We start from the raw sequence: 26,793 nt of genomic DNA on the forward strand, positions 1-26,793 counted from the left end.
CTCCCGGTTGGCCCCGCCCCTGGGCGCAGTGCTCCTGTGTACACTCTTGATGGGCGGGCCGCCGCCCACCGTTGCGTCTCCGGCTGTGCTCCCCCCGTCCGCCGACACCACGTCCCCCCGGGCTCGCCGGCTGCTCCTTCAGGGCACCACCGAGGCGCAGTTGGGGGACTATGAGGAGGCCATTTCGCACTTTGAGGCGGCGCTGGAGCAGGTGCCAAAAGCCCCGGTCCTTCTCCAGGCCCTCGCCGACGCGCATGAGGCCCAGGGCGCCCTCTCCACCGCCCTCTTCTATGCGCAGCGGGCCCAGACGCAAGGATCGCCTCGCCCGTCGCCCTACCGGCGCCTCGCCGAAATGCAGCGGGCTGCTGGGGACCCGGCCGCAGCCCTCCGCACCTACCAGCAGCTTCTCGACCATTTCCCCCACGCCAACGACGCGCACCGGGCCCGGGCGTCAATTCAGGCGGACCTGGGGCGGACGAAGGGCGCAATTCAATCCTACAAAATGTACCTCCAGCACACCGATTCGCCCCCGATCGACGTGTATCGTCGGCTGCTTTCCCTCTACCGCAAAACGGGCGACAAAGACGGAGTTAAGACCACCCTTCGAACCCTGGTAGACCGGCGGCCCAATGATCGTTCGTACCGGCGTCGCCTCGGGGAATACTACGCAGACGAGGGGCAGCCCCGAGAGGCGCTCGCCCTACTGGCTCCGCTGGGGCGGCAGTTCCCCAACGACGAAGCCCTTCGGCGGCAGGTCCGACGGCTCGCCCGCCAGACCGGGCAATCAATTGCCTCCCCCACTCAGCGGGGGCAGTCGGACTCGACCCGCTCTCAGAGCGCATCCCCGGATGCGCCCCTGCGCCGTGCCCGGTCGATGTACAACGCAGCGACCGCCTCGTCCCCGCCCGACACCGCACAGCTGCGCGCCGCGGCGGGGGTGTTGCGGGATGTCTTGCATCAATCCCCCGACCCTGAAGCGGCCCTCTCCCTCCAGGCCGAGCTCTACCAGGCATGGGGCCGCCCCGAGGAGGCAGGGCGGGCGATGGAGCGGCTTTTGGATCTTACCCCCCGGGCCGCAGGCCGATGGGTGCGGACCGCACAGACGTACCAGCGGGCGCACCTGTACGCTCGTGCCGCCGAGGTGGCCGAAGAAGGATTCCGGCTCTTCCCCGGACACATGCCCCTGGCCCGCACCGCCGCGTTCGCACGACTTCGCGCAGGCGACCCCGCCAAGGCCCGACGCCACTTCCAGGATGCCCTGTCTCTCCTCGGCGACTCCACCGGCGCCGCGGCAGAAGCCGTCTTGCACGCTGGCCTCGGGCTCGCCAAGAGCCGGCTCGGGCGGCCCCGGGAGGCCGACGACGCCCTGAAGAACGCTCGCGCCCTCGCCCCCCAGCATCCACGGGTGGTTCGCCTGTATGCCCGAAGCCTGGCCCGGCAGGACGACCGGCTGGACCAGGCCCTCGACCTCGCAGAGCGGGCCGTGGAGAATGCCCCGGATTCGCCGTCGGCCCACCGCGCGCTGGGACAGGTGCAGTTCCGGCGCGACGAGTTGGAGGCCGCGCGGCGTCACCTGCGCATCGCCCTGGACGCCGGCGGCCCCGCTGCCACGCTCTTGGAGCGGCTGGGCGACGTGGAGGCGGCGCTGGGCAACGACAGGGCGGCCCGAACGTACTGGCAACGGGCGCTCGACCGCACTCCCGATCGCTCCTCCCTGCGCGAGAAGCTTGCCGCACCCGCGAACTCATAGCCGTCTTCCTGTTCTCTCCTAAGCGGCACTCGCTGTCTCTTGATCTCAAGGTCCCTCCTCGATCTTGACGTCCTCCCCGGTCCCTTCCGCCTCCCGTGCGCTCCTGCTCACGCTGACCTGTGCTCTTTTTCTCATCGGCTGCGGCAGTTCGTCGCCGAACACCGCCCCGCGCCTCCCCGACGCCTTTCCCGACCATTCGGTCGATCAGATCCGGACCCAGATTACGAGGGGCACCGACACGATTCGGGGCTACACCGCGAAAGCGCGGGTCCGCGTCCAGACCCCCAACCAGACCCAATCGTTCAACGCCGTCATTCATCACCGGCGGGCCGACTCCCTGTTCATGCGCCTCAGCCTGTTCGGGATCGAAGGGGGACGCCTCCTCCTGACGCCCGACAGCGTGTTTTTCTACGACACGCGCAACACGGTCCTGCGCGTGGGGCCGGTGGAGGCCGTCCAGGAGCTCTTTCCCGCCCCGGTGTCGTCGGACCAGTTCTTCGACAACATGCTCGGGGTGCTCGCCCCGGCCGCCCGCCCCGCATGGTCGCTACAGTCCGACAGCACCCTGTACTACCTGTCGGACGCCACGGACCGGGAGCGCTACACGGTCGACCCGGCCCACTGGCGCGTCGTCCGGTACGAAGAGCGCTCGGCCACCGGAACCGTCCGTCAGAAACGGCTGTTTTCGCAATTCCGACGGGTCGAGGACGTGTTGCTGCCCGCCCGTCTGATCTTTCAACAGCCGTCCGACGACCTCCGGGCCGTGGTGACCTACGAGGAGATGACCCTCAACCCGTCAGGACTTTCCTTCTCCCTCGACGTGCCCGACCAGGTGCCCCGCCGGAGATTTCAGTAGCGGGACAACGACCCGGGTTCGCTCCCGCCATCAACCGCCGACCGATCGCCATCTACGGATGCGTTCTCCCTGGCCGCCACGACAAATCGCCCAGTGGGCAGTGCGGGCCGGCCTCGTCGTGCTTCTCGCCCTCGCGGGGCCCGTCGCGCCTCCGGCCGCGCACGGACAGGACGCCTCGTCTCGTCGCGAGACCACGGAGCAACGCCTCGACCAACTTCAGCAGCAGATCCAGCAGGAGCAGCAGCGCCTCCAGAAAACAGAAAGGGAGGCGGAGTCTACCCAGGAGCAGCTCGAATCGCTCCAACGCGAGATTGCCCTCCGCGAAAAGCTGGTGTCAACCTACCAGGCCCGTCTCGACGAGCTGGGCCGGGAGCGCTCGCGCCTCCGCGACACGCTGTCGACCCTGCAGACGCGCCTCGAAACGCTTCGGAAGGACTACCGGGACCAGCTCGTCCACGCCTACAAGTACGGGCGCCTGCACGACCTGGCCCTGCTGCTCGCCTCCCGGTCCATCAACCAGATGCTCATCCGTGCGCGGTACCTGCGGCGGTTCGCCACCGACCGTCGCCGGCAGCGGAGTGCCATCCAGACGGCCGCGGGGGAGGTTCGCTCCTCGCGCAAACAGCTGGCCGCAAAGCGGGCCGAGACCCGGGACCTCCTCGCCGAGGCACGCACCGAGCGCACAAACCTGCGGGCCCTCGAACGGGAGCGGCGACAGGTCATTGACGAGCTGCGGGCCCGGCGCTCCGAGCTGGAACAGCAGATCGAGCAGAAGCAGCGGCAGGCCCAGCAACTCGAACAGCGCATCCAGACGCTCGTGGCCCGGGCCAGGCGCGAGCAGGCCGACTCGGGCATGGAGGCCGAGGTTGCCGCCACCCTCTCCGCCTCGTTTCAGGCAAACCGCGGGGCCCTGCCCTGGCCCGTAGAGGGGGCCGTCACGACCGACTTTGGCAATCAGGTGGACCCCGTCCACGAAACGACCACGTACCACCCCGGCATCCTCATCGCGACCTCTCCCCGCAGTCCGGTCCGGGCCATCTTCGACGGCACGGTGACCGGAATCGACTTCGTGCCCGGGTACGGCACGTACGTCGTCATCCAGCACGGCGAGTACCTCTCGGTGTACAGCAACTTCTCCACCCTGTCGATCGCCGAGGGCAACCAGATCGAGGCGGGGCAGGTCATCGGGCAGTCCGGCACCGAGAGCGAACCGCGGGGCGCCAGCCTCTTCTTCGGCCTCGTAAACCGATCGTCAAGCGAGTTTGTGGATCCGTCCGGATGGCTCTCGGTCCGTTAATTCCGCGAGTGCCCGCCCCATCGGATTCACGAAAACCTTTTCCCCCACGGGAAGCGGCCATTTGGGATTGCTGAAGGGCGGGGCGTATCTTGGCAAGCACCTTATTCGCCTACACATCCGACCAACTTTTTCTCGCCCCTATGGCTACGGACTACGATTGCGTGATTGTCGGCAGCGGCCCCGGCGGCTACGAAACGGCCATCCGGGCCACCCAGCTCGGCATGGAGACGGCCATCGTTGAGAAGGACAAGCTCGGCGGCGTCTGCCTGAACGTCGGCTGCATTCCGACGAAGGCCCTCCTCAAAAGCGCCGAGGTGATGGCCGAGACCAGCCACCTCGACGACTTCGGGCTGGAGCTGGACGGGTCGGTCTCCCCCGACTTCCCGAGCGTCATCGAGCGCAGCCGCGGGGCGGCCCACCAGATGAACCAGGGCGTCCGGTTCCTGATGCAGAAAAACGACATCGACGTCCTGCGCGGCCACGGGCGCCTGACCGCGCCGGACACCGTCGAGATTGAGCCGTCGGTCAACATGGACGGGGAGGAGGTCGGGGAGGCCCGCACCGTCACGGGCGAGCACATCATCCTGGCCACCGGCGCCCGGCCGAACGAGCTTCCCTTCCTCCCGATCGACGGGGAGAAGGTAATGAGCTCCAAGGAGGCGATGCTCCAGACCGAACGGCCCGACTCCCTGGTGATCGTCGGCGCCGGGGCCATCGGGGTCGAGTTTGGGTACTTCTACCACCACATGGGCACGGACGTCACCATCATTGAGGTGCAGGACCGCATGGTGCCCGCCGAGGACAAGGACGTGTCCAAAGAGCTGGAGAAGGCCTACACGAAAATGGGCATCGAGGTCATGACCGGGGCCAACGTCAAGGGCGTAGACAAGGACGCCGAGCCCCTCCGCGTGGAGGTCGAGACCGGCGGCAGCACCGAGCACATCGAGTGCGACCAGGTGCTCTCCGCCGTCGGCGTCGTGGGCAACGTCGAAAACATCGGCCTGGAGACGGTCGGCGTCGAGACGGAGAGCGGCGACATCGTGGTCGACGACTACTACCGGACCAACGTCGACGGGGTCTACGCCATCGGCGACGTCACCGGGGCGCCCTGGCTTGCCCACAAGGCCAGCCACGAGGGCATTCTCTGCATCGAGAAGATCGCGGGCCACGACGTGCGGCCGATGGACCCGAACGACATTCCGGCCTGCACCTACTGCCAGCCGCAGATCGCCTCGGTGGGCCACACCGAAGAGGAGGCTAGGGAGGCCGGCTACGACGTGAAGGTCGGCACCTTCCCGTTCAAGGCCAACGGGAAGGCCGCCGCGCTGGGCCACCAGGAGGGCTTCGTCAAGACCATCTACGACGAGAAGTACGGCGAGCTGCTGGGCTGCCACATCATCGGGGAGGACGCCACGGAGCTGATCTCGGAGGTCGTCGCGGCGCGGAAGCTGGAGACGACGGGCCTGGAGATCATGGAGTCGATGCACCCGCACCCGACCCTCTCGGAGACGGTCATGGAGGCGACCCGCGAGGCCTACGGCCAGCCGATCAACATCTAACTTCGGTTCCTTCTGTCCGGACCGGCGGCCCCGTTCTCCTCGGAGGACGGGGCTTTTTTGTTTGGTGGGGGCGCCGCTCCGTCGTCGCCGAACGACGTCGCCCCCGTCCGTGAATGGCCCGGAGGGGGCCCGCGTCGACGGCTACTGTCGGCGGAGCACCCAGCCCGCCGGGTCCACCGCCACGCCCGCGTCCGCCGGGACCGAAAGGCGCCCCTCCCCGCCGGTCATGGACACCCGTCGCGTTGAATCGGCGACGCGCACCGGCACGGGCACCTCGAACGTCGCCTCCCCCGTGTGTGTCCACCGCAGTTGCAGGCGCCCGTCGGCCCGGCTCGTCTCCAGAACCGGCAGTGTGTCCCGGTACAGATACACCTCGAAGAACGCGTCGAGGGATCGGCCCGAGACCGACTCGGCCAGCCGGATAAATTCCGCCGTCGTGACGTTGCGAAAGGGCGTTCCTCCGTCCCGTACGGGGCCGTCCGGATACGCAAACCGGCGTAGAATGGTGCGCAGGGCCTCCTCCCCCACGACGTGCCGGAGGGTGTGGAGGGCGAGGGCCCCACGGTTGTACACATCGCCGTGATAGATGTCTTCGGCCGATGTCGGATCGCGGCGGGCAATCGGCGTGCCGCCGGTCATCGCCTGCCGAAAGTCGTCGATGCGCCCGTGGTAGGCGCTCTCCCCTCGCCGGGCCTCCGCGTACAGGGCTTCTAGGTACGTGGCCGTCCCCTCGTGGAGCCAGAAATCCTTCCAGTCCCGCACCGTGACGAGGTTGCCGTACCACTCGTGGGCCAGTTCGTGAAAGTGAAGGGCGTCGAAGGAGGCGCCGTAGCCGAGCCCCCCGGGCGTAAAGTCGTGGCCGTACGCAATCAGGGACTGGTGCTCCATGCCGAGGAAGGGCGACTGGGCAAGCCCGTACTTGTCCGCCCGTGGGGGGTAGGGCCCGAGCGTCTCCTCCAGGAAGCGCACCTGATCGAGAAAGTCCGGCAGGGCCCGGGCGGCGCGGGCCGAGTCCGACGGCAGCACGTAGGCGGCCACCGGCACGGCATCGCCGCTGGTGCTGGTGTAGGTGGTGTCGAGGGACACGTACGGCGCCGCGTTGAGGGTCACGTTGTAGGTGTTAATCGGTGTGGACACGTGCCACCGGTAGGTCTCCGTCGAGTCTGAGGCCCGCTCCACCGAACGGAGGCGCCCGTTGGAGGCGGCGACGAGCGAGGTGGGCACCGTGAACGCGAGGTCCATCGAGTCCGGCTCGTCGGAGGGATGGTCCTTCACCGGCCACCACAGGTCGGCCCCTTCCGTCTGGCACGACGTCGCGATCCAGGGCGCGCCCGCCGGGGTCTCGTCCCACGTCAGGCCGCCGTCCCAGGGCGGGTTCGGGGCGACACGGGGGCGCCCTTCGTACGCCACCCGCGCGTGCAGGGTGTCGCCGGCGGCATACGACCGGCCCAGGTCGATCCAGAGCTCGTTCCGGCCGTCCTTCCGCTCTACAGAACGACGTGTGTCTTGGGCTCCGATCTCCCAGGCCTGCCGCACGGACAAACGGCGGTCGAGATTGAGAACCAGGACCTCCAAGGGGGCCTCGACGACCGCCCGCACGTCGACCGTCCCTTCAACTCGCTCGCGGGCCGGGTCCACCGCGACGTCCAGGTCGTAGTGAAATACATCGTAGGCCGCCTGCTCGGGCGGGAGCGGCCCGCCCGAATCTTGCGCCGAGGTAGAAGAGCACCCCCCAAGCCCGGCAAAGAGCAGGAGCAGCACGAGGATTCGGACGGGACGGCGGCAGACCATTGAGGACGTGGATCGAAATGACAAAGCTCGCCCGCTGTCGGTCGTCAGGGCACCGCTCATCGACCGGTCAAGAAGATTTCCGCGTACGCCCACACGCTGCCCAGGGCGAACCCGCAGGCGCTCCCCACGAGCCCGACGAGGAGAACATCGAAGAGAAAGAGGCCAGTCCCGTGCATCGTGAGCGGGTCGTACAGAAACACGGACACAGTGAGCACCGCGCAGGCCGGGATCGTAATTTTATTTTTTTCGCGGATGAGCCGATATTCGCCGGACAGCCCCGACACGCGATCGACGACCTCTTTGCGCACGCGCACCTTCTCCGCACTGCGCCACCGCTCCGCGAACGACCGCCGTCGGCCCCGCCCGCTCGCCCCCTCCTCATCCGAGGAGTCTCCGTTGCGGGCGCCCCGCGACCAACGCTCGTCCTCCGACTCGCTCAGGGTCTCGAAGGCCTCCCGGACCCGCAAAAACTCGCGCTGGGCCTCTTCTTTGTCCCCCTCGTCGGCCTGATCGGGGTGGCACTCCAGCGCGCGACGGCGGAACGCGTGCTTGATTTCCTCCTGGGACGCCCCCGGATTGATGCCCAAAATGTCGTGGTACGTGCTCATGGCGCCACGCAACCGGCTGCAACGGACAGGACTCGTGCCCCTTTGTGGTTCGTTGAACCTGTCCGCGGACCGTCTGTTGCGGCGCGGTCAGTCCGCCAGCGTCTCCTTCATCTCCGCCAGCTTCATGAGCGCCTCCACCGGCGTGATTCGGTTCGGGTCGATCTCGCCGAGCATCTCCTTGATCTCTTCCGCGGCCGGGTCGGGCTGCCCAAAGAGGTGCATCTGGTTGGCCTGGCTGTCCTCCAGGTCCGTCACCGCGCCGGCCTCGCCCTTCCGGGCACGCACACCGTCTCCCGAGGGCGGGTCCTCCGAGGGGGCCCCATCCGCCTCGTCGGCCCCCACCTCCAGGTGTTGGCTCTCCAGGTTCTGGAGGACCTCCCGGGCCCGGGCGATCACCGCGTCCGGCAGGCCGGCCATCTTCGCCACCTCAATGCCGTAGGAGTGATCCGCGCCCCCCGGAATGAGCTTGCGGAGGAAGACGATCTCGCCCTCGTGCTCGCTCACCTGGATGCGGTAGTTGTGCACCCGCTCCAGGCGGTCGGCCATGGCGTTGAGCTCGTGGTAGTGGGTGGCGAAGAGGGTCCGCGCCGCCACCTCGGGCCGTTCGTGCAGGTACTCCACGATGGCCCACGCGATGGACAGGCCGTCGAACGTGGACGTGCCGCGCCCCACCTCGTCGAACAGGATGAGGGACCGGGCCGTGGCGTTGTTGAGGATGTTGGCCGCCTCGTTCATCTCGACGAGGAACGTGCTCTCCCCCGCCGCGAGGTTGTCCGACGCCCCGACGCGGGTAAAGATGCGGTCCACCACCCCGATCTGGGCCGCCTCGGCGGGCACGAACGAGCCGACCTGCGCGAGCAGCACGATGAGGCCCACCTGCCGCAGGGCGACGCTCTTGCCGGCCATGTTGGGCCCCGTGATGATGAGGACCTGCTCGTCGTCCGGGTCGAGGGCCATGTCGTTGGGGATGAAGGGGTCGCCCGGCGGGAGCGTCTGCTCCACCACCGGGTGGCGCCCCTCCTCAATGTCGATGGTGAGCCCGTCGTCCACCGACGGCCGCATGTAGTCGTGCTGCTCGGCCACCTCGGCCAGGCCCGCAAAACAGTCGAGATGCGCCAGGAGCTCGGCGTTTTCCTGCAGAATGCCCGTCTGCTGGGCAATTTGGGCTCGGAGCTCGTTGAAGAGCTCCTGCTCCAGCGTCTCGATTTTTTCCTCCGCCGTCAGGATCTTCTCCTCCATCTCCTTCAGCTCCGGCGTCACGTACCGCTCCGAATCCACGAGCGTCTGCTTGCGGATGTAGTCCTCGGGCACCTTGTCGGCGTGGGTGTTGGTCACCTCGATGTAGTACCCAAACACCTTGTTGAAGCCGACCTTGAGGGACGGAATGTCGGTGCGCTCGCTCTCCTCTTTCTCCAGGTTGGCCACCCAGTCCTTGCCCTCCTGCGCGATGGTCCGCAGCTCGTCGAGCTCCTCGGAGTAGCCGTCGCGGATGAGGCCGCCCTCACTGATCTTCGCGGGCGGGTCGTCCACGAGGGCGCCCTGGATCCGATCGACCATCTCGGGACAGGGCCGTAGGTCGTCCTCGATGGCGCCCAGGGCGTCCGAGTCGGCGTTCGCCAGGAGCCCGAGCACGTTCGGGAGGCGGCGGAGCGTGTGCTTGATCGCGATCAGGTCGCCGGGGGCGGCGCGGCCCGTGGCCACCTTGCCCGCCAGCCGCTCCAGGTCGCCCATCTGGTTCAGCTCTTCGCGGAGGTCGTCCCGCAGGGGGCGAGCGTCGACGCAGGCCTCCACAGCGTCCAGGCGGTGCCGAATGCGGCCCACGTCGCGGAGGGGGCGCACCAGCCAGGCGCGGAGGCGGCGCCCACCCATCGGCGTCTCCGTCTCGTCGAGGATGCTCACGAGCGTGCCCTCGTGCCCGTCGTCCTGGATGGACTGCACGAGCTCGAGGTTGCGCTTCGTCTCCGGGTCGAGCGCGATGTGCTCGTCCTTCGAGTAGCGCTTGATCTTGCGGACGTGGGGCAGCGCCCCCTTTTGCGTCTCGCCCAGGTAGTGGAGCGCCGCGCCCGACGCCACCACGCCCAGGTCCATGTCGTCCACCCCGAAGCCCTTCAGCGAGTGGGTCTCGAAGTGCTCCAGGAGCGTCTGGTACGCGAAGTCGTACTTGAAGACCCAGTCCTCCTGCTCGGTCACGGTAAACGGCACCTCCCGGAGGTGCTGCTGGAGGCGCTCTGTCTTGCGCTTGTCCACGATCACCTCCGACGGGGCCACCGTCTGGATGAGGTCCTGCAGCTGGTTGAGGCCGGCCTCGGTGACGCTGAACTCGCCCGTGGTGGCGTCGATGAAGGAAAAGCCGATGCGGTCCTTGTCGCGGCCGGTGCCGAAGTGGAGGGCCGCCAGGAAGTTCGACTGCTTCGGGCTCAGCAGTTGGTCGTGGAACGACACGCCCGGCGTCACGACCTCCACCACGTCGCGGTCCACGACCTTCCCGCTCGAGTCGTCGGCGTCCTCCACCTGCTCGCAGATGGCCACACGAAGGCCAGACCGGATGAGCTTGGGCAGGTGGCTGTCGAGAGCGTGGTGCGGAAAGCCCGCCATCGGGACGTCGTCGGCGTCGCCGTTGTTGCGCTCGGTGAGCGTAATCCCGAGGAGCCGACTGACCGTCTTCGCGTCGTCGTCGAACGACTCGTAGAAGTCGCCCATGCGGAACAGAAGGATCGCCTTCGGGTGGCGCTCCTTAATTTTGTAGTACTGCCGCATGAGGGGCGTACGGCCGCGTTGCTGGGTGCTGGACTGAGCCATGAAGGTCCGGGATCAACAAAAACTGATTCGAGAGGACGCCCTCGGCCACGCGACGAGGGGCGGGGCCTGCAGAACGACAGGGAAAGTCTGACAAAGAGGCTGCCGGTCGCTTCCCCACTCGTCGCGCCCCGATGATCTGCATCGACACAACGTAGCCGTCCACGTCCCAAATCACAACGGGCCGGCCCGGGGCGCGCCGATCCTTCGCCGGTCTTTAGAGGCGGGCCGTGCGCCAGCGCTTGAGCCGCCGCAGGCGCTCGCGCAGCCTGCGCTTGCGGGCCCTGAGGGCCGACTCCGGATCGACGTCGCCGGTCTCCGTCACGGCATCGTACGTCTCCGACGCGCGGAGGCGCTCAATCGAGGCCTCAAGCGCCGACACCGCCTGCTCCAGGGACGCCTCCGCGTCGGGCAGGGACGACTCGGGAGAGGCGGTGGGCGCCCGGGGGAAGCCCCAGGTTTCCAGAGAGTCAGCGATGGCGCGCACCGCCGCCGAATGCTCGGCGTCGAACGCCGACTCGAGCGCCCGGAACGTGGCGGCCGCCTCGTCGCGGTAGGCGTCGGCGACCGCGTCCGGGTGGCACAGCTTCGTGGCCCGGCGGTAGGCCGCTTTCAGGTCCGGGGCCGAACGGGCCGTCTCCGTCGGCGCCTGCCTCCGTCGCTCCCGGAAGGCATCGTAGGCCTCCTGGGCGTCGTGGTAGGCATTGCGGAGGCGGGCGCTCCGCCTGCGGGCCTGTGCTGCCTCTTTCAGGCGTTCCATCTGCAGGCGCAGGACCTCCTCCCGAAGCGGCGCCACTTCTTCTTCGAACTGCGACTGCGCCGCACGAACCGTCTGTTCCAGCTCCGCCTTCTCCTGCAGCCGGCGCGCGAGAGACCGTCGCAAGGCGTGGAGATCAGAACGTGCCATGTCCACCGTTGAAGGGTTGTGCCACGACTTTTCTCTTCGGTAATTTAATGATACACTGCGAGTGGGAGATCCGCCGCGCGCGTCGACGACAGACGCTTCGGAATTCCGATCCCGCCAACTCGACCTGCCTTTTTCGCTTCCCCCCTCTGCTTCATGTACGACGTCCTCCTCATTCCGGTTGACCTCTCCAGCACCAACGAATCCGTCCTCGATGCGGCCCGAGACCTTGCCGCCCCGGACCATACCCGCGTGGTGCTCCACCACGCCATCGAAACGCTTCAGGACGAGGCGCCCGGCGAAATGGACGACTTTTACGCGGACCTCCAGCAGGAGGCCGAAAAAAAGCTGGGGGCGTGGACGAGCGACCTGGCCGAGGACGGGTTTGACGTCGACTTCATGATCACGTACGGGGAGCGCGGCCCCGAAATCACACGGGTCGCCGAGGAGCAGGACGCGGATCTTCTCGTGATGCGCTCCCACCGGGTGGACCGGGACGACCCGGACAGCCCGGTCGGAACGGTGAGCCACCAGGTGGCCGTCTTCGCCCCGTGCTCCGTCCACCTGGTACGTCCCTAAGCCCCCATCCCCGACGGTGGGAAGCCGCCGCCTCGCCGCGCTCCCGTTCGACCGAAACGGCCGTCGTGTCGTTCGCCCACCAGCGGGTTGACAGGGAGACGAGGGCACCCCTGTCGCGTCTCTGCCCGGTCGGAACGTTCTACTGACCGGAAGCTTTGAGACGGATGTTGGCGCTGGGGCAAACCGCGTTGTTCGTCGCCTCTTCGAACCACCTTGGGCTACATGGTCTACGGCATCACTGGCAACCCGACCAAGGACGCGCTCTGGGCCCCATTGGCAAAACTCATCGACCGGTTGACGGACGACGACCTTCCGTTTCGGATTCACGCGCCCATCGCCACCGGCCTCGTGGAGCAGGGCCTCGTCGACGAGGAGAGGTGCCGCGCCCACGCCGTGGACGACGTGGCGGCGGCCGGCGACATCGTACTGTCTTTTGGGGGGGACGGGACCCTCCTGCGCACCGCCCACCGCACGGGGCCGAACGGCACGCCGCTCCTGGGCGTCAACATCGGCCGCCTCGGCTTTCTCGCCGACATTGAGATCGGCCAAATTCACGACGCGATCGATGCCCTGGAGGCCGGGGACTACCGGACCGAGGAACGGCTCGCCCTCCAGGCCGACCTGGAATCCGGCTCGGGGCTCGACACGGAGTGGGCCCTCAACGAATTCGTGCTGGACCGCAGTGGGGCCGCCGGCCTCATCGAAATCGAGGTGGCCGTTGACGGGACGCCGCTCAACACCTACTGGGCCGATGGCCTTATCATCAGCACCCCGACCGGCTCCACGGCGTACTCGCTCTCCACCGGCGGCCCCATCATCACCCCCGGGGTGGACGCCATCATCCTAACCCCCATCGCCCCCCACACCCTCACGGTCCGCCCGATTGTCCTCCCGGCCGACGCCACCATCACCTGCCAGGTTCGTGAGAACGACCAGCCGTACGTCTTTGCCGCGGACGGGCAGAGCACGATGTTCGACGAGCACAACCTGGAATTCAGTGTGGAACGGGCCGACCACGCGGTCAACCTCGTCAAGCTCCCCGGCCAACACTTTTTCCACACCCTGCGCTCGAAACTGATGTGGGGCGCACGCCGTTCGGAGGAGCCGACTGACCGCGGGCAATCCATCTCTGCCCCGCGCGACCCATCCCCGTTGAAGGGGGAATGAAACAACCGGAACGGTCGTTGACAAGCGCAGCCGGGACCGGTACATTCGTGTGTGTTTTGAGGTCAGGTAGCTCAGGTGGTAGAGCAACGGCCTGAAAAGCCGTGTGTCGGCGGTTCGAATCCGCCCCTGACCACCCCCGCCCCCGCTTTTCGCCGTCCAGCGGCGCAGAGCGGGGATTTTATTTGGGACAAACGCTTCAATGCCAAGACGCGGCCGCCGTCGGTCGCGTTCGGCAGGCCGAGAGCGGCGCGCTTTCGATTCCGGATTGCCCGCCCGCAGGCCGCCGTCGGCCCCGGACGGCCGGCCCCGGACCGGCCCGGGCCCACATCGCGAACAGCGTGCCGTCCTCAGAGCACCCGCCTGTCCTGGAAAACGTCCGGTCTGTTGATCCTCCCCCGCTCGACGCCGAGGTTAACCAGTGCCCTTTCGCTCCCCACCTCACCCGCTTCCTACTCCGCAATGAGCTCCGACTACCGAACCGAAAGCGACTCCCTCGGGGACGTGCGCGTCCCCGCCGAGGCCCTCTACGGCGCCCAGACCCAGCGGGCCAAGGAGAACTTTCCGGTCAGCGACCTTCGGTTCTCCCGCCGCTTCATCGAGGCGCTCGGCCACGTCAAGCGCGCCGCCGCCCGGGCCAACCAGGACCTCGACCGCCTGGGGGACGAGACCGCCGAGGCGATCGTCGACGCCGCCGAGGAGGTGATCGATGGCCGGCACGACGAGGACTTCGTGCTCGACATTTTTCAAACCGGCAGCGGCACCTCCACGAACATGAACGCCAACGAGGTGATCGCCAACCGGGCGTCGGTGCTCTTGGGGGCCGGCCGCGGCAGCAAGGCGGTCCACCCCAACGACGACGTCAACATGTCGCAGTCGTCGAACGACACCATCCCGACCACCCTGCACGTCGCCGCCCGGATGGGCATTGAGCACGACCTGCTGCCGGCCCTGGAGGCCCTGCAGGGCGCGCTCGAGGAGAAGGCCGAAGCCTTCGACGACGTGCTCAAGAGCGGCCGGACGCACCTGATGGACGCCACCCCGGTGCGGCTGGGCCAGGAATTCGGCGGGTACGCGGCCCAGATCGAGCACGCCATCCAGCGGATTGAGCTGGCGTCAAACCGCCTCTCGGAAGTCACCCTCGGCGGCACCGCCACGGGCACGGGCCTCAATTGCCCGGAGGGCTTCCCCGAAACGGCCCTCCAGCACCTCACCGACGCCACCGAGCTCTCGTTCTACAAGACGGGGAACCACTTTGCCCAGCAGGCCGGCAAGGAGCTCTACGTGGACGCCCACGGCGCCCTGAACACCCTCGCGACGGCCCTGCTCAAAATCGCAAACGACCTGCGCCTCCTCTCCAGCGGCCCCACGAGCGGCATCGGCGAGATCACCCTTCCGGTCATCCAGCCCGGCTCCTCCATCATGCCCGGGAAGGTGAACCCGGTACAGAGCGAGCAGGTGATGATGGTCGCCACGCAGGTCACGGGCAACCACCAGACCCTCACCGTCGCCAACACGCACGGCAACTTTGAGCTGAACGTGATGATGCCGGTGATGGCCCACGCCATGCTGCAAAGCATCGACCTGCTCGCAAACAGCGTGGACGCCTTTCGCGGCAAGTGCGTGGAGGGCATCGAGGCAGACCGGGAGCGCTGCCGGGAGCTTCTGGAATTGAACCCCTCCGTCGCGACGGCCCTCAACACGGCCATCGGCTACGACAAGGCCAGCGAGGTCGCGAAGACGGCCGCGAAGAACCGCGAAAGCGTCCGGACGGTTGTAAAACAAATGGGACTTCTCGACGAGGACCAGCTCGACGAGTACCTGGACATCCGGCGCATGACGCAGCCGGGCGTGCCCGGCGGGGATGCGTCGTAGCTTCCCTCCGGTAGCGTGGGTGCTGCGGCCGGCCGGGGCACTTCCCCCGGCGGCCCCGCGTTGTTACAATTCCCACACAGGGGGCGGTACGAAATTCCGGCAGCCGTCCGTTTAGAAGAGGTAGGAGGCCGGGTCGCGACGATCTGAGAGGCTCGACGCCGAATCCTCGTCCCTTCATCGCGTTCTTTCCCTACGACTTTCCGCACGTTTGATGAGCACGCAAGGCAAAGTCTCTCTCGCCGTCGTTGTTGGTGGCGCCTTCTTGGCCGGCATTCTGTTCGCCACCGCGGGGGCCAACCTGTTTGGGGTGGGCGACGCCGTGGGCACCTCCAGTCAGGCCGCAAACCTCGATGGGTCTACGCAAATTGAGCAGCCTCCCCCCAACACGCCCAACGGGTTTGAGACCGCATTTTCGGACGTTGCCCAGTCCGTCAACCCCGCCGTCGTCCAGATCCGGGCGGCCAAGGTGGTGGACCGCCGGATGCGCAACCCGTTCGAGGGCACCCCGTTCGAGCGGTTCTTTGGGCAGCGCGGGCCGTCGGAGCCGGAGGTCCGGCAGGGGCTCGGCTCCGGCGTCGTCGTGCGCTCCGACGGACACATCGTCACCAACAACCACGTGATTCAGGACGCTGAGCGGCTGAGCGTTCAGACCCTGGACGGCGAGCAGTATCAGGCCGAGGTCGTGGGAACCGACCCGTACAAGGACCTGGCCGTGCTCAAGGTGGATGCGTCCGACATGACGGCCATCAGTTTCGGCAACTCGGAGCAGGTTAGCGTTGGGCAGTGGGTCATGGCGTTTGGCTCCCCCCTCGACCCTCAACTCAACAACAGCGTCACGGCCGGCATCATCAGCGCCCTTGGCCGCCTTCAGGCCAGCCCACAGCGGGGCCGGAGCTCCAGTCAGGGCGGTGGGGTGCAGAACTTTATCCAGACCGACGCGGCCATCAACCCCGGCAACTCCGGTGGGCCCCTCGTAAACCTGCAGGGGGAGCTCGTGGGCATTAACACGGCCATCGTGTCCCGGTCCGGCGGCAACCAGGGCATCGGGTTCGCCATTCCGTCCAGCACCGTCGAGCGCATCGCCACTCAGATCATTGAAGAAGGCGACGTGCGACGGGCCTACCTCGGCATCCGCTACGGCGGGGCCCCCGAGACCCTCGTCGACAACGAGAATCTTCCGAAGGGGTCGGCGGTCGTTTCACAGGTGGAAGAGGGCGCCCCCGCGGACGAGGCGGGCCTTGAGGCCGGCGACATCATCACGGGCATCAACGGGACGCCGCTGGAAGACTACCTCCAGCTGGGCAATCAGATCGCCAGCATGCGCCCCGGAGAGGAGGCGGAGCTTCAGATCAATCGTGACGGGGAAACCCGCACCCTTACGGTCACGCTCGGCGCCCGCGGCGAGAGCATGACGGCGTCGTCCGACGACCGCAGTGAAAGCAATGGCCCGTCGTCCGCCGAGGCGCTTCAGGAGGAGTTGGGCCTTCAGCTGCAAGACGTCACGCCCGACATGGCGCGGCGCCTCGGGCTCGATGAGGCCCAGGGCGTCGTCATCACGGGCGTGGACCAGTCCAACCGGATGATCCGCGAATCGGGCCTCCAGCCCCGACAGATTATCTTCAAGATGGCCGGGGAGCAGATCTCGGACATGGGCACCTTCATGGAGGTCTACCGGAGCGTCGAGCCCGGCGATGCGTTCCGGATGGCGGTCCGGAATCCCGACGGGTTCGTCTTCGTCACGAGCCTCCGTCGCCCGGCCGATACCGAATAACCCAGGGCCAATCCCGCCCCACAGGCGCCCCATCCTCCCCCGAGGGTGGGGCGTTCGTGTGGATTCTCCGTTTTGCGTCTCCTCTCATTCTCATCACCACTTGACTTCTTCTGCGATGGCCGACTCTACCCCCGCGCTCGATGCCCCTCCCGACGCCGCTCGCATTGCGGACCTGCGCGAGCAGGCCGCCGAGGAGGACCGCTCGGTTGAAGTCACCTTTCCGGACGCCGACGGCGACTCCAAACGGTTCGTCGTCTCCCCCCGCGGCACGTGTGTCGTGCTGACAAACCTGCGTGAGGACTCGTTCAACCCGTCGGAGGCGGCGGAAGACATCGCCTCTGCCCTTCGGAATTAGCCTCACGACGAGCAGGGCTGGGAGCCCCCTGGCTCTTACGATAAAAGAATATTTTCTTATCTTAAATTATAGAACCTGTCCGGGCCGTGGCCGGAAAAACACGGTGGTCTTCGGGGGCCGCCGACCGGCCGTCCCGCCGGCGAATGTGCGGTCAGCCCCCGGGCCGTCTGGCCCGGGGAGCAAACGTCCTCCGGGAGAGCAGGACGCATCGTCACTTCAACGAACAGTCACAGATGAGCTATGGCAGACGTTTTTCAGTCCCCCGCAGCATACGTGCAAGGACGGGGCGTTGTCGACGCGATTGGGACCCACGCGGCGCCCCTGGGCGAAAAGGCCCTGCTTCTGGCCGACGATACCGTTCTCGAGATCGTCGGGGATCGCGTGCGGGCTGGCTTGGCGGAGGCGGGGCTGGACGCGACGGCCGCTAAATTTGAAGGGGAAGCCTCCGAAGCAGAAACCGAGCGTCTGACGCGGATCGCCCGCAATCACGACATCGACGTTGTCGTCGGCGCGGGGGGCGGCAAGGCGTTGGACACGGCCAAGGCCGTTCGCGAAGGCCTGGACGGCGGCGCCATGGTCTCGATGCCCACCGTTGCCTCCACGGATGCCCCAACGAGTGCACTGTCGGTCATCTACTCGGACCGCGGCGAGTTTGAGGAATACTGGTTTTACGACGCGCACCCTGACCTCGTGCTGGTCGATACCGAAATCATTGCGGCCGCCCCGACGCGTCTCTTCCGATCGGGGATTGCCGACGGCCTCGCGACGTGGTTCGAGGCCGACGCCACCGTCCGCTCGGAGGGAGAAACCATCGTCGGGGGCACCCCCACTCGGGCGGGCCATCAACTCGCCCGGCTCTGTTACGAGACGCTGCGGGACCACGGGCTGTCGGCCATAGACGCGGTCGAGCGCGATGCCGTTACGGAGGCGGTGGAGGCCGTCACTGAGGCCAACACCCTCCTCAGCGGCCTCGGGTTCGAGAGCGGCGGGCTCGCCGCTGCGCACTCCATCCACAACGGGCTGACTCAGCTCGACGCCACCCACGACGCCACCCACGGAGAGAAGGTCAACATTGGGATCATCACCCAGCTCATTCTGGAAGGGCGAGAGGACAGCTTCGTCGGGGACTACATCACGTTTTCCCGGCGGCTTGGCCTGCCGGTCACGCTTGCCGACATCGGGATCGAAGATCCAACGGGCCGTCCCCTCGACACCGTCGCCGAAGCAGCCTGCGACGATGCAGAGACGATCCACAACCAGCCGTTCCGGGTGACCGTCCCCATGGTGCGGGACGCCCTGAAGACAGTCGACGGGATTGCCGATCGGGTCCGGTAGGCCGCCGACCACCGGCCACGGGCGTCCTGGTGGACTGCCGCTCCGGAACGGCCCCCTCCCTTTCTCATTCCTCGGCAGCGATCTGTCTCGCCTCCGGCAGGCCCGCTACGTTGTCACCACGCAGTTGGTCGTGCCGTAGCCGTTGGGCTCAAAGTCGTCGGCCTCCTCCTCATTGATCCACCCGTCCTCCTCACTGTAGTAGCGAAAGGCATAGCGTGCATCTTCGGGCAGCAGCACGTTCGTGCTGTAGGTCTGGTTGCTGCGGCGGACGAACTGGTGCGCGCCGGGCGTCCAGTCGTTGAAGTCGCCCACGACCGAGACCTCCCCCCCGTACGGATGGTCCTCCGGGAGGACGAACGTAACCTTGACGCGATCGCTGGACTGCTTATTTACTTTCTTGATCATCGAACTGGATGGGCTCGTGTCGTGATTGGATGAGCTGAAATTTCCGACCGGTCCCGCCAGCAGGGAGCAAGCCCTCCGCCGAACCAGCGGAAGATCAACCACCCGTACGCCCGGAGGCCCCCGTTGTGGCATTTCACAGGACCAAAAAGCGCTTCCTTCGCCCGTTCTTCGTCGGCCGATGCCACGAGCGGAGAGGCCTCCGGCGTCTCCTGGATCGCTGTTAATCCGCAATTCGGACCGCACCCGCCGTCCCCGCCGAACATCCATTGCGGCCCCGGCGTGCATTCTTGTCCCGTACCGGATCCGGTTGCACGGTCCGGCAGGGAGGTCTCGTCTTTTCGCCACGCCCCACCTCTGGCATGATCGAACGCCTTACCATCATCGGAACGGGTCTCATCGGCGGCTCTCTCGGGCTCGCCTGGGCCCAGCGCCAGCCCGAGACCACGATCGTCGGGCACGACCGGCCGGAGGTGTTGGAGCGGGCTGAGGAACGGGGCGCCATCGACGAGAAAGCGGCCGATCCCCTGTCGGCCGTCGCGGACACCGACCTCGTCGTCTTGGCCACCCCCCTCGCCACGACCGTCCGGCTGCTCGACACCATTGCCGACGCCCTTCCGGAGGGGTGCTTCGTAACCGACGTGGCCTCGGTGAAAGAGCCCGTGCTGGATCAGGCCGCGGACGTGCTCCCCGATCACGCCATATTTCTGGGGGGCCACCCGATGGCCGGCGCCGAGCACAGCGGCATCGACCACGCCGACCCGTTGCTCTTCGAGAACGCGGTCTACAGCCTCTGCCTGCCGGAGGAAACCGACGAGGCGGCCCTCGACGAGGGGCTGGCCCCCCTCGTCGAGCTGATCGAGGCCACCGGCAGCCGGCCGCTCGTGCTGGATTCCGCCCGCCACGACCGCCTCGTCGCCGCCACCAGCCACGTGCCGCAGCTCTTGTCCGTGGCCCTCGTCAACCTCGTGGCCACGACCGAGGACGACGCGGACCGCGATCTTGCCCTCCAGCTCGCCGGGGGCGGGTTCCGCGACATGACGCGCATCGCGTCTTCTCCCTTCGACGTGTGGCGGGACGTGTTGGTGGGCAACGAGCGGGCGATCCACGACGCCCTGAGCCGCCTGCGCCGGGGCCTGCGCACCCTCCGCAACCGCCTCATCGAGGAGGACCTGGACGCCCTCGAGGACGCCTTCGACGAGGCCCGCACGGCCCGTGACGCCATGCCCCGGGACAGCAAGGGCTTCCTTCACCCGCTGTTCGACGTCTACGTCCGGGCCCCGGACGAGGAGGGCGTCATCCACGAACTGTCGGGGCACCTCCTCGACGCGGACCTCAACATTAAGGACATCGAGCTTCAGACCATTCGGGACGGGACTGGGGGCACCTTTCGATTGGCGTTTGAGACGGGGGAAGACGCCGAACAGGCCGTCGCGGTGCTATCGGCGGCCGGCTACGAAGCGCGCCGCCCGTAGCAATCACCCGCAAAATCATTTCTCCTTCGTTGACTAAACTGACGCCGTCGGGTATCATAAGAGCCTGCAGGTTTTTTGCTCTGCCTGCGCCAATTCCTGCTCTCTCGTAGCTTCTCGTCTTTTCCGATGGCCGACTCCGCCCCATCCCTCCACACCACTCCCCTCCACGACGCCCACGAGGAGCGTGGCGCCCGCATGATGGCGTTTGGGGGATTCGAGATGCCCGTGCAGTACGACAGCATCATCGACGAGCACCTGGCCGTCCGTAACGACGCCGGGCTGTTCGACGTAAGTCACATGGGCGAGGTGCTGATTCAGGGGGACCAGGCCCTCGCCCTCGTCCAGCACCTCGTGACCAACGACGCCGAGACGCTCTACGACGGGCGGGCGATGTACACGGTCATGTGCACCCCCGACGGCGGCATCATCGACGACGGCATCGTGTATCGCCGCGCCGAGGACGAGTACCTGATGGTGCTCAACGCCGCCAATAGAGAGCGGGATCTGACGTGGATGCACGACCACAACCCCATGGGGGCCACGCTTCGGGACATTTCCGCCGACACCGCCCTTCTCGCCCTTCAGGGCCCGAAGGCCCTCGACATCGCCCAGCCGTTTCTCGACGACGACCTGGACGACCTGTCGTTCTACCACTTCTGGGAACGGACCGGCGGGGCCTTCCTCGACTGCGAGACCGCCCTCATCTCCCGTACCGGCTACACCGGCGAGCCGGGCCTTGAGCTCTACGTGCCCGCCGACCGGGCCCGAGACGTGTGGACCACCCTGTTGGAGGCGGGCGCGGACCGTGGCCTGACACCGGCGGGCCTCGGCGCCCGCGACACGCTCCGCCTCGAAGCGGGGCTCTGCCTGCACGGCAACGACATCACGGAGGACATCACCCCCTACGAGGCGCGCCTGGGGTGGCTGGTGAAGCTCGACAAGGGCGACTTCATCGGGCGGGAGGCCCTGCGGAAGATTCACGAGCACGGGCCGGCGCGAAAACTCGTGGGCTTCGTGGCCACCGAGCGGGGCATCCCGCGCCACGACGATGTTCTCCAGTCGGCGGGGGGCGACGCCATCGGCGTTGTTACCAGCGGCACGCAGTCGCCCCTCCTCGACGCGGGCATTGGCCTCGGCTACGTCCCCAACGAGCCGGCCTACACCGAACCGGGCCGGGCGCTACAGGTCGCAAGCCGGCGCCGCACGTTCGACGTGGAAGTGACGGAGCCTCCGTTCCACGAGGACGCATGAGTGCGCCTCCGTCCCTGTCCCCCCGTTTCCCTTCCACCTGACTCGCTGTTCCGATGGACGCTGAAGTTTTCTTGACGCACTCGAACGTTTCGGAAGGGGACGTCCAGGACCGGACGGTCATCGTCATCGATGTGCTTCGGGCCTGCTCCACCATCGTGACCGCCCTTGAGCGGGGCGCCCGCGCCGTGATGCCCGTAACCGACATGGCCCAGGCCGGCAAGATCGCCAGCAACCTCGACCCCGACATGTACCGACTCGGGGGCGAGCGCAACGGAGAAAAGATCGAAGGGTACCACCTCGGCAACTCGCCGGGCGAATACACGCACAATGTCGTTCAGGGACGGGACATCATCCTGAATACCTCCAACGGGACCCAGGCCCTGGAGCAGACAAAGGAAGCCGACACCCTCGTGGCGGCCTGCTTCCTGAACGCGGAGCGCGTCGTCGACTTCGTCCGTCGAACGGCCGACGCCGTGACCATCGTCTGCGCGGGCCGACAGAACCGCCTCGCCCTCGAGGACACCCTCTGTGCGGGCCTCCTTCTCGATCGCCTCTGGGACGGGGACGAGCCGTACCCGGTCACGGACTCCGCCCACACGGCCTACACGCTCTACCACACCGATCGGGACGACCTCGGCAATGCCCTCCGCGGGGCCAACCACGCCGAGTGGCTTGCCAATCAGGACCGCGGGGCCGACCTGGACTATTGCTTCCGGATTGATTCGGTACCGGTTCTGCCCTACTACACGGAAAACCGACTTCGTCTGTACGAGGACGTCGTGTCGGCGTAGTCCGTCCCCTCAACTGCGCACATGCGGGGGGGCTGCCTGCGCCGATCCGTTGCATTTGTGCCGCGTTGGGCTCACCTTACCACCATGTGTGTCCCGGCTAGACAATGGATACACATGTACACCCGCTCCCTGTCGCTGCGTCCCTTTTTCTCCGCCTCGCCAGCTCGGCTGTATGGCTGCCTCGGGTTCCGATACGAATACGGAGGAGGCCTTCCTGATCTCTCCGCGTCGGAAGGTGGAGATCTTCGGGCTCGTGCTGATGGTGTGCGCCCTGCTGGTGTCGCTCGCCTTTGCCAGCTACCACCCCGACGATGCCGTCGTCCTCCGGTCGGCGGACTGGTCCGCGGTCGTCCTCAACCCGCAGAGCGCCCAGGCCGACGGGCCCGTCCAGAACGTGCTCGGGCTGCTCGGCGCCCAGCTCGCAGAGGCCTTCGTGCCCGGCTTCATCGGCTACGGGGTGCTGCTGATAAGCGGCCTGCTGATGGTGTGGGGCTACGCCGTCTTTCGCCACGCCTCGCTGCGCCGCCTCCTCTACCCGTCGCTCCTGACGGCCTTCTCCGCCTTCATCCTGTCCTGCGTCGTCGGCTGGGTCCACCACACGGTGGACGCCTCCCTTCGGGCCTGGGCCGGCCTCGTGGGCATCGGGACCGCCGGCTGGATGCAGAATGTATTCGGGGAGGTCGGCTCTTTCATCCTACTCCTCCTGGCTGGGGCGGTCCTGCTCCTGCTGGTGGTCGACCATGACATTCAGCGCACGGTGGACCGCGTCATCAGGGCGGCCCGCAGGATCGGGGCGGGCGTCTCGGCCGCCGGGGCGTACATCCGCGACCAGTGGAGCCGGGCCCGGGCCCACGCCCCCGAACCGAAAGCACCCTCCCCTACATCCGGCCCGTCTTCGTCCGCGTCCGCCTCGGGGTCTCCGTCTGCATCTTCTCCGGAGCCGCCGTCTTCATCCCCCGCAGGGGAGCGCACGCCCCCTCCGGCCCGGACTCGCCCCAAGGACTCCGGAGCGCAAGCCCCGTCCGTTCGCCGAAACGACCTCTTTCGGCCCGGCCGTGACCCTGCCCCGTCCGCCACCGACGACGGCACGGCCTCCTCGGAGCCGGCCCCCGGTTCCTCTGCCCGCACGCCTGATGATATCTCCTCCGAGGAGGTCTCCGACGAGACGAGCGCGCCAACGCCTGCGGAAGAGGTTGAGTCAACGGATTCTCCTCCGGCCCCGGACCCGCCGCCCTCGTCCGCCGACGAGGCCCCCAACGCCGATGAACCAGCGGCACCAAGCCCCGGCGAAGCCCCTCCAGCCCCGGACGCCCCCGACGATCCGGACGACGATGTCTCGATGACGATCCAGGAGCAGGTTGAGGAGGAGACGACCGACGAAATCGAACGGACCGCGGAACTGCCCGACGACTTCGAATACGAGCCCCCCTCCCTCGACCTTCTCGACGAGTCGGTCGATACCGATCCGACCATCAACCGGGACGAGCTCGAGGAGAACAAACGGGTGCTCCTCGATAAGCTCGATATGTACAACATCGAGATCGAGGAGATCAACGCCGTGGTGGGCCCGACCGTCACGCGCTACGAGCTCACGCCCGCGCCCGGTGTGAAGGTCAGTCGCATCAAGTCGCTCGAAGACGACCTGGCCATGGCGATGGCGGCGCCCGGCATCCGCATGATCGCCCCCATTCCGGGCAAGTCGGCCGTAGGGGTCGAAATCCCCAATCGGAACCGGGAGCTCGTCCGCCTCCGCGACGTGATCGGGACTCGAAAATTCCAGGACACCGACCTCAAACTTCCCCTTCCCCTCGGCAAAAACATTGAGGGCGAGGTCCACGTGGGCGACCTGGCAACGATGCCCCACCTTCTCATCGCCGGCGCCACCGGGTCCGGCAAGTCCGTGGGCCTGAACGCCATCATCACGGGCCTCATCTACGCCTGTCATCCGGCCAACCTGCGGTTTGTCATTATCGACCCGAAGAAAATTGAGCTGCAGCAGTACACAGCGCTCGAAACGCAGTTCGTGGCGGTGCCAGAGGACATCGACCAGACGGTCATCACCGACATCGACGAGGCGTCCGGCGTTCTGAAGAGCGTGGAGCGGGAGATGGAGGCACGCTACGACCTCCTCTCGGACGCCGGTGCGCGCAACATCACCGGCTACAACGAGCGGTTTCAGGCCGGGGAGCTCGACCCCACGGAGGGGCACCGCCACATGCCCTACCTCGTGGTGGTGGTCGACGAGCTGGCCGACCTGATGATGGCGGCCGGCGACGACGTGGAGGGGCCGATCTCGCGCCTTGCCCAGATGGCCCGGGCCGTCGGCATTCACCTCATCCTCGCGACGCAACGCCCGTCGGTCGACGTGGTAACCGGCGTCATCAAGGCCAACTTTCCGTCCCGCATCGCCTTTGAGGTCGCCTCCCGGGTCGACTCGCGCACCATCCTGGACCAGGGCGGCGCCGAGGACCTCGTCGGAAACGGCGACATGCTCTTCCTAAGCGGCAGCGACCTGATGCGCCTGCAGGGCCCGTTCGTGAGCGTGGAGGAGGTGGAGGAGGTTGTGGACTACGTCGCCGACCAGCCCGGCGTCACCCCTTACACGCTGCCCTCCCTGCAGGACGCCGGCCACGGCCCGGACGAAACGCTCGGCGTGGAGGACACCGACGAGAAGTTTGAGGAGGCCGCCCGTGTCATCGTGCGTCGCCAGCAGGGCTCCGTGTCGCTCCTCCAGCGCAAGCTGGCGGTCGGCTACACCCGCGCCGCCCGCATCGTCGATCAGCTGGAGGAGGCCGGCATCGTGGGCCCGTTCAATGGCACCAAGGCCCGCGACGTGCTCGTCGACGACGAGCAGGCGCTCGACGACCTGCTGCACGGCGAGGACGCCGACAAGGCCGACCCGGACGAGGCATAGCGGCGCACGCCCCGCGCCTCGAGGTCTGATTCCCCAATCCATACGTAATTTCGCCCCGACCGAATTCTCACGCATGAGTTCAACGTTTCCGACGATCGGCATTCTTGGCGGTGGCCAGCTCGGCAAGATGATGGCGGCCGAGGCCGTTCGCATGGGCGTGGATGCCCGGCTGTTGTCCCCGAAGGAGGCCGGGCCGATGCGGCCTTACACCGGCGCCCGGGTCGGCGACTGGACCGACCCGGACGTGCTTCGCCCGTTCACGGCCGACTGTGACGTGGTAACGGTCGAGAGCGAGTGGGCCCCCGCCGACGCCGCCGCCGAGGTGTTGCCGGACGGCGCCGCCCTCTGGCCCTCCACCCAAACCCTTTCCCTCATTAAGGACAAGGGCGTCCAGAAGCAGCACCTCGCCGACGCCGGGTGCCCGGTGCCGGCGTTTGCCTGCTGCGAGACCCTCGACGACGCCCTCGACGCCGCGGAGGCGTTCGGCTATCCGGTGGTCCTGAAGCAGTATCGGGGGGCCTACGACGGCTACGGCAACGCCACGGCGGCCGCCGAGGACGAGCTCCGCGACGCCTGGCCCGACTTGGCCACCGAGGATGGGGCGATGGTCGAAACGTTCGCGGACTTTGCCCGCGAACTCGCCGTGCAGGTGGCCCGGCGGCCGGGCGGAAACCAGGTCGTGTATCCGGTCGCCTACACCGAGCAGCGCGACCACCGGTGCCACGCCGTGGAGGTGCCCGCGGACATCGACGATGCGATTGCCGACAAGGCCCGCCACATCGCACAAAAGTCCGTCGACGCGGTGGAGGGGGTGGGCCTGATCGCCGTCGAGCTTTTTGAAATGCCCGACGGGCGTGTGCTCGTCAACGAGCTCGCCCCTCGCCCCCACAACACCGGCCACTACTCGATTGAGGGCGCCGCCACGTCCCAGTTCGAAAACCACGTGCGGGCCGTTCTGGACTGGCCCCTGGGGGATCCCTCCCTGCGCACCCCGGTGGCCGTAATGGTAAATGTGCTGGGCCGCCGCGAGGGCACCCCCCCGCAGACGACCGGCCTCCCGCGTGCCCTCGACACCGAGGGCGTAACCCCTCACATCTACGGCAAGCCCGACGTGCGTCCCGGCCGCAAAATGGGGCACGTGACCGCCCTCGGCACCGACCGCGCCGACACGCGCAAGCGAGCCGAAATGGCCGCCAGCGCGATTGAACTGTAGTCGCTCGGGCATGCCTCCCCCAACGGCACGGTGGGCCGCATGCCCGACACAATCCGGGCCAACGTTTGGGCCCCGCCACGCCCCGACCAGTCCTCACGGATCTACGT

Annotated in this window: 20 protein-coding genes and 1 tRNA gene; 16 read left to right on the plus strand and 5 right to left on the minus strand. The window is 67.3% G+C overall.

Annotation, left to right across the window (positions count from 1 at the left end):
• Positions 1-85 precede the first annotated feature (85 nt).
• The 4 genes from OJA40_RS01295 (at position 86) to lpdA (ending at position 5,462) form a co-directional block, all read left to right on the plus strand.
• Entirely contained in the window at positions 86-1,750 is a 1,665-nt protein-coding gene (locus OJA40_RS01295; RefSeq protein ID WP_263808085.1) for a tetratricopeptide repeat protein, read from the plus strand.
• A gap of 64 nt (positions 1,751-1,814) precedes the next feature.
• The gene (locus tag OJA40_RS01300; protein WP_208425524.1) at positions 1,815-2,606 is read left to right on the plus strand and encodes a DUF4292 domain-containing protein; all 792 of its coding nucleotides are present in this window, start codon (positions 1,815-1,817) and stop codon (positions 2,604-2,606) included.
• Between the two features lie 58 nt (positions 2,607-2,664).
• On the plus strand, positions 2,665-3,903 hold the full coding sequence (locus OJA40_RS01305) for a murein hydrolase activator EnvC family protein (RefSeq protein WP_208425525.1): 1,239 nt from the start codon (positions 2,665-2,667) through the stop codon (positions 3,901-3,903).
• Positions 3,904-4,043: 140 nt separating this feature from the next.
• Entirely contained in the window at positions 4,044-5,462 is a 1,419-nt protein-coding gene (gene lpdA, locus OJA40_RS01310) for a dihydrolipoyl dehydrogenase (protein WP_263808086.1), read from the plus strand.
• A 141-nt stretch (positions 5,463-5,603) separates the two neighbouring features.
• Here the strand turns inward: lpdA and OJA40_RS01315 are convergent, their stop codons facing one another.
• The 4 genes from OJA40_RS01315 to OJA40_RS01330 form a co-directional block, all read right to left on the minus strand.
• On the minus strand, positions 5,604-7,253 hold the full coding sequence (locus OJA40_RS01315) for a M1 family metallopeptidase (RefSeq protein ID WP_263808087.1): 1,650 nt from the start codon (positions 7,251-7,253) through the stop codon (positions 5,604-5,606).
• Positions 7,254-7,309: 56 nt separating this feature from the next.
• Positions 7,310-7,861: a J domain-containing protein gene (locus tag OJA40_RS01320; RefSeq protein WP_208425528.1), complete on the minus strand. Its 552-nt coding sequence runs from the start codon at positions 7,859-7,861 to the stop codon at positions 7,310-7,312.
• An 87-nt stretch (positions 7,862-7,948) separates the two neighbouring features.
• A complete protein-coding gene (mutS, locus tag OJA40_RS01325) occupies positions 7,949-10,660 on the minus strand; it encodes a DNA mismatch repair protein MutS (RefSeq protein ID WP_208425529.1) in 2,712 nt (903 codons plus the stop codon).
• Positions 10,661-10,874: 214 nt separating this feature from the next.
• On the minus strand, positions 10,875-11,564 hold the full coding sequence (locus OJA40_RS01330; RefSeq protein WP_208425530.1) for a hypothetical protein: 690 nt from the start codon (positions 11,562-11,564) through the stop codon (positions 10,875-10,877).
• 153 nt (positions 11,565-11,717) lie between these two features.
• On the opposite strand from OJA40_RS01330, the gene OJA40_RS01335 reads away from it, so the two are divergent.
• From OJA40_RS01335 to OJA40_RS01365, 7 genes are all read left to right on the plus strand, one after another.
• On the plus strand, positions 11,718-12,140 hold the full coding sequence (locus tag OJA40_RS01335) for a universal stress protein (RefSeq protein WP_208425531.1): 423 nt from the start codon (positions 11,718-11,720) through the stop codon (positions 12,138-12,140).
• Between the two features lie 222 nt (positions 12,141-12,362).
• Positions 12,363-13,307, plus strand: a complete 945-nt coding sequence (locus tag OJA40_RS01340; protein WP_208425532.1) for an NAD(+)/NADH kinase — start codon at positions 12,363-12,365, stop codon at positions 13,305-13,307.
• A gap of 60 nt (positions 13,308-13,367) precedes the next feature.
• A tRNA-Phe gene (locus tag OJA40_RS01345) sits at positions 13,368-13,440 on the plus strand.
• Between the two features lie 326 nt (positions 13,441-13,766).
• On the plus strand, positions 13,767-15,179 hold the full coding sequence (locus tag OJA40_RS01350; protein WP_208425533.1) for a class II fumarate hydratase: 1,413 nt from the start codon (positions 13,767-13,769) through the stop codon (positions 15,177-15,179).
• A gap of 211 nt (positions 15,180-15,390) precedes the next feature.
• A complete protein-coding gene (locus tag OJA40_RS01355) occupies positions 15,391-16,950 on the plus strand; it encodes a trypsin-like peptidase domain-containing protein (protein WP_263808093.1) in 1,560 nt (519 codons plus the stop codon).
• A 115-nt stretch (positions 16,951-17,065) separates the two neighbouring features.
• Positions 17,066-17,305, plus strand: coding sequence for a hypothetical protein (locus OJA40_RS01360; protein ID WP_208425535.1), 240 nt, complete (start codon positions 17,066-17,068; stop codon positions 17,303-17,305).
• A 240-nt stretch (positions 17,306-17,545) separates the two neighbouring features.
• The gene (locus OJA40_RS01365; protein ID WP_208425536.1) at positions 17,546-18,640 is read left to right on the plus strand and encodes a glycerol dehydrogenase; all 1,095 of its coding nucleotides are present in this window, start codon (positions 17,546-17,548) and stop codon (positions 18,638-18,640) included.
• Between the two features lie 105 nt (positions 18,641-18,745).
• Here the strand turns inward: OJA40_RS01365 and OJA40_RS01370 are convergent, their stop codons facing one another.
• A complete protein-coding gene (locus tag OJA40_RS01370; protein ID WP_208425537.1) occupies positions 18,746-19,045 on the minus strand; it encodes an isoamylase early set domain-containing protein in 300 nt (99 codons plus the stop codon).
• Positions 19,046-19,404: 359 nt separating this feature from the next.
• On the opposite strand from OJA40_RS01370, the gene OJA40_RS01375 reads away from it, so the two are divergent.
• From OJA40_RS01375 to OJA40_RS01395, 5 genes are all read left to right on the plus strand, one after another.
• The gene (locus OJA40_RS01375; protein WP_208425538.1) at positions 19,405-20,517 is read left to right on the plus strand and encodes a prephenate dehydrogenase; all 1,113 of its coding nucleotides are present in this window, start codon (positions 19,405-19,407) and stop codon (positions 20,515-20,517) included.
• A gap of 126 nt (positions 20,518-20,643) precedes the next feature.
• Positions 20,644-21,768, plus strand: coding sequence for a glycine cleavage system aminomethyltransferase GcvT (gene gcvT, locus OJA40_RS01380; RefSeq protein ID WP_208425539.1), 1,125 nt, complete (start codon positions 20,644-20,646; stop codon positions 21,766-21,768).
• A 53-nt stretch (positions 21,769-21,821) separates the two neighbouring features.
• Positions 21,822-22,559, plus strand: coding sequence for a 2-phosphosulfolactate phosphatase (locus OJA40_RS01385; RefSeq protein ID WP_208425540.1), 738 nt, complete (start codon positions 21,822-21,824; stop codon positions 22,557-22,559).
• A 172-nt stretch (positions 22,560-22,731) separates the two neighbouring features.
• Positions 22,732-25,473, plus strand: coding sequence for a DNA translocase FtsK (locus OJA40_RS01390; RefSeq protein WP_263808098.1), 2,742 nt, complete (start codon positions 22,732-22,734; stop codon positions 25,471-25,473).
• Positions 25,474-25,546: 73 nt separating this feature from the next.
• On the plus strand, positions 25,547-26,686 hold the full coding sequence (locus tag OJA40_RS01395; RefSeq protein ID WP_208425541.1) for a 5-(carboxyamino)imidazole ribonucleotide synthase: 1,140 nt from the start codon (positions 25,547-25,549) through the stop codon (positions 26,684-26,686).
• Positions 26,687-26,793: the final 107 nt, after the last annotated feature.

Source organism: Salinibacter pepae, assembly GCF_947077775.1.
GTDB lineage: Bacteria > Bacteroidota > Rhodothermia > Rhodothermales > Salinibacteraceae > Salinibacter > Salinibacter pepae.

Bases quoted from the DNA above. Each gene is read 5' to 3' on its own strand.
- OJA40_RS01305 (WP_208425525.1), top strand. From the start codon at position 2,665: ATGCGTTCTCCCTGGCCGCCACGACAAATCGCCCAGTGGGCAGTGCGG.
- lpdA (WP_263808086.1), top strand. From the start codon at position 4,044: ATGGCTACGGACTACGATTGCGTGATTGTCGGCAGCGGCCCCGGCGGC.
- OJA40_RS01315 (WP_263808087.1), bottom strand. From the start codon at position 7,253: ATGGTCTGCCGCCGTCCCGTCCGAATCCTCGTGCTGCTCCTGCTCTTT.
- OJA40_RS01320 (WP_208425528.1), bottom strand. From the start codon at position 7,861: ATGAGCACGTACCACGACATTTTGGGCATCAATCCGGGGGCGTCCCAG.
- mutS (WP_208425529.1), bottom strand. From the start codon at position 10,660: ATGGCTCAGTCCAGCACCCAGCAACGCGGCCGTACGCCCCTCATGCGG.
- OJA40_RS01330 (WP_208425530.1), bottom strand. From the start codon at position 11,564: ATGGCACGTTCTGATCTCCACGCCTTGCGACGGTCTCTCGCGCGCCGG.
- OJA40_RS01335 (WP_208425531.1), top strand. From the start codon at position 11,718: ATGTACGACGTCCTCCTCATTCCGGTTGACCTCTCCAGCACCAACGAA.
- OJA40_RS01340 (WP_208425532.1), top strand. From the start codon at position 12,363: ATGGTCTACGGCATCACTGGCAACCCGACCAAGGACGCGCTCTGGGCC.
- OJA40_RS01350 (WP_208425533.1), top strand. From the start codon at position 13,767: ATGAGCTCCGACTACCGAACCGAAAGCGACTCCCTCGGGGACGTGCGC.
- OJA40_RS01355 (WP_263808093.1), top strand. From the start codon at position 15,391: ATGAGCACGCAAGGCAAAGTCTCTCTCGCCGTCGTTGTTGGTGGCGCC.
- OJA40_RS01360 (WP_208425535.1), top strand. From the start codon at position 17,066: ATGGCCGACTCTACCCCCGCGCTCGATGCCCCTCCCGACGCCGCTCGC.
- OJA40_RS01365 (WP_208425536.1), top strand. From the start codon at position 17,546: ATGGCAGACGTTTTTCAGTCCCCCGCAGCATACGTGCAAGGACGGGGC.
- OJA40_RS01370 (WP_208425537.1), bottom strand. From the start codon at position 19,045: ATGATCAAGAAAGTAAATAAGCAGTCCAGCGATCGCGTCAAGGTTACG.
- OJA40_RS01375 (WP_208425538.1), top strand. From the start codon at position 19,405: ATGATCGAACGCCTTACCATCATCGGAACGGGTCTCATCGGCGGCTCT.
- gcvT (WP_208425539.1), top strand. From the start codon at position 20,644: ATGGCCGACTCCGCCCCATCCCTCCACACCACTCCCCTCCACGACGCC.
- OJA40_RS01385 (WP_208425540.1), top strand. From the start codon at position 21,822: ATGGACGCTGAAGTTTTCTTGACGCACTCGAACGTTTCGGAAGGGGAC.
- OJA40_RS01390 (WP_263808098.1), top strand. From the start codon at position 22,732: ATGGCTGCCTCGGGTTCCGATACGAATACGGAGGAGGCCTTCCTGATC.
- OJA40_RS01395 (WP_208425541.1), top strand. From the start codon at position 25,547: ATGAGTTCAACGTTTCCGACGATCGGCATTCTTGGCGGTGGCCAGCTC.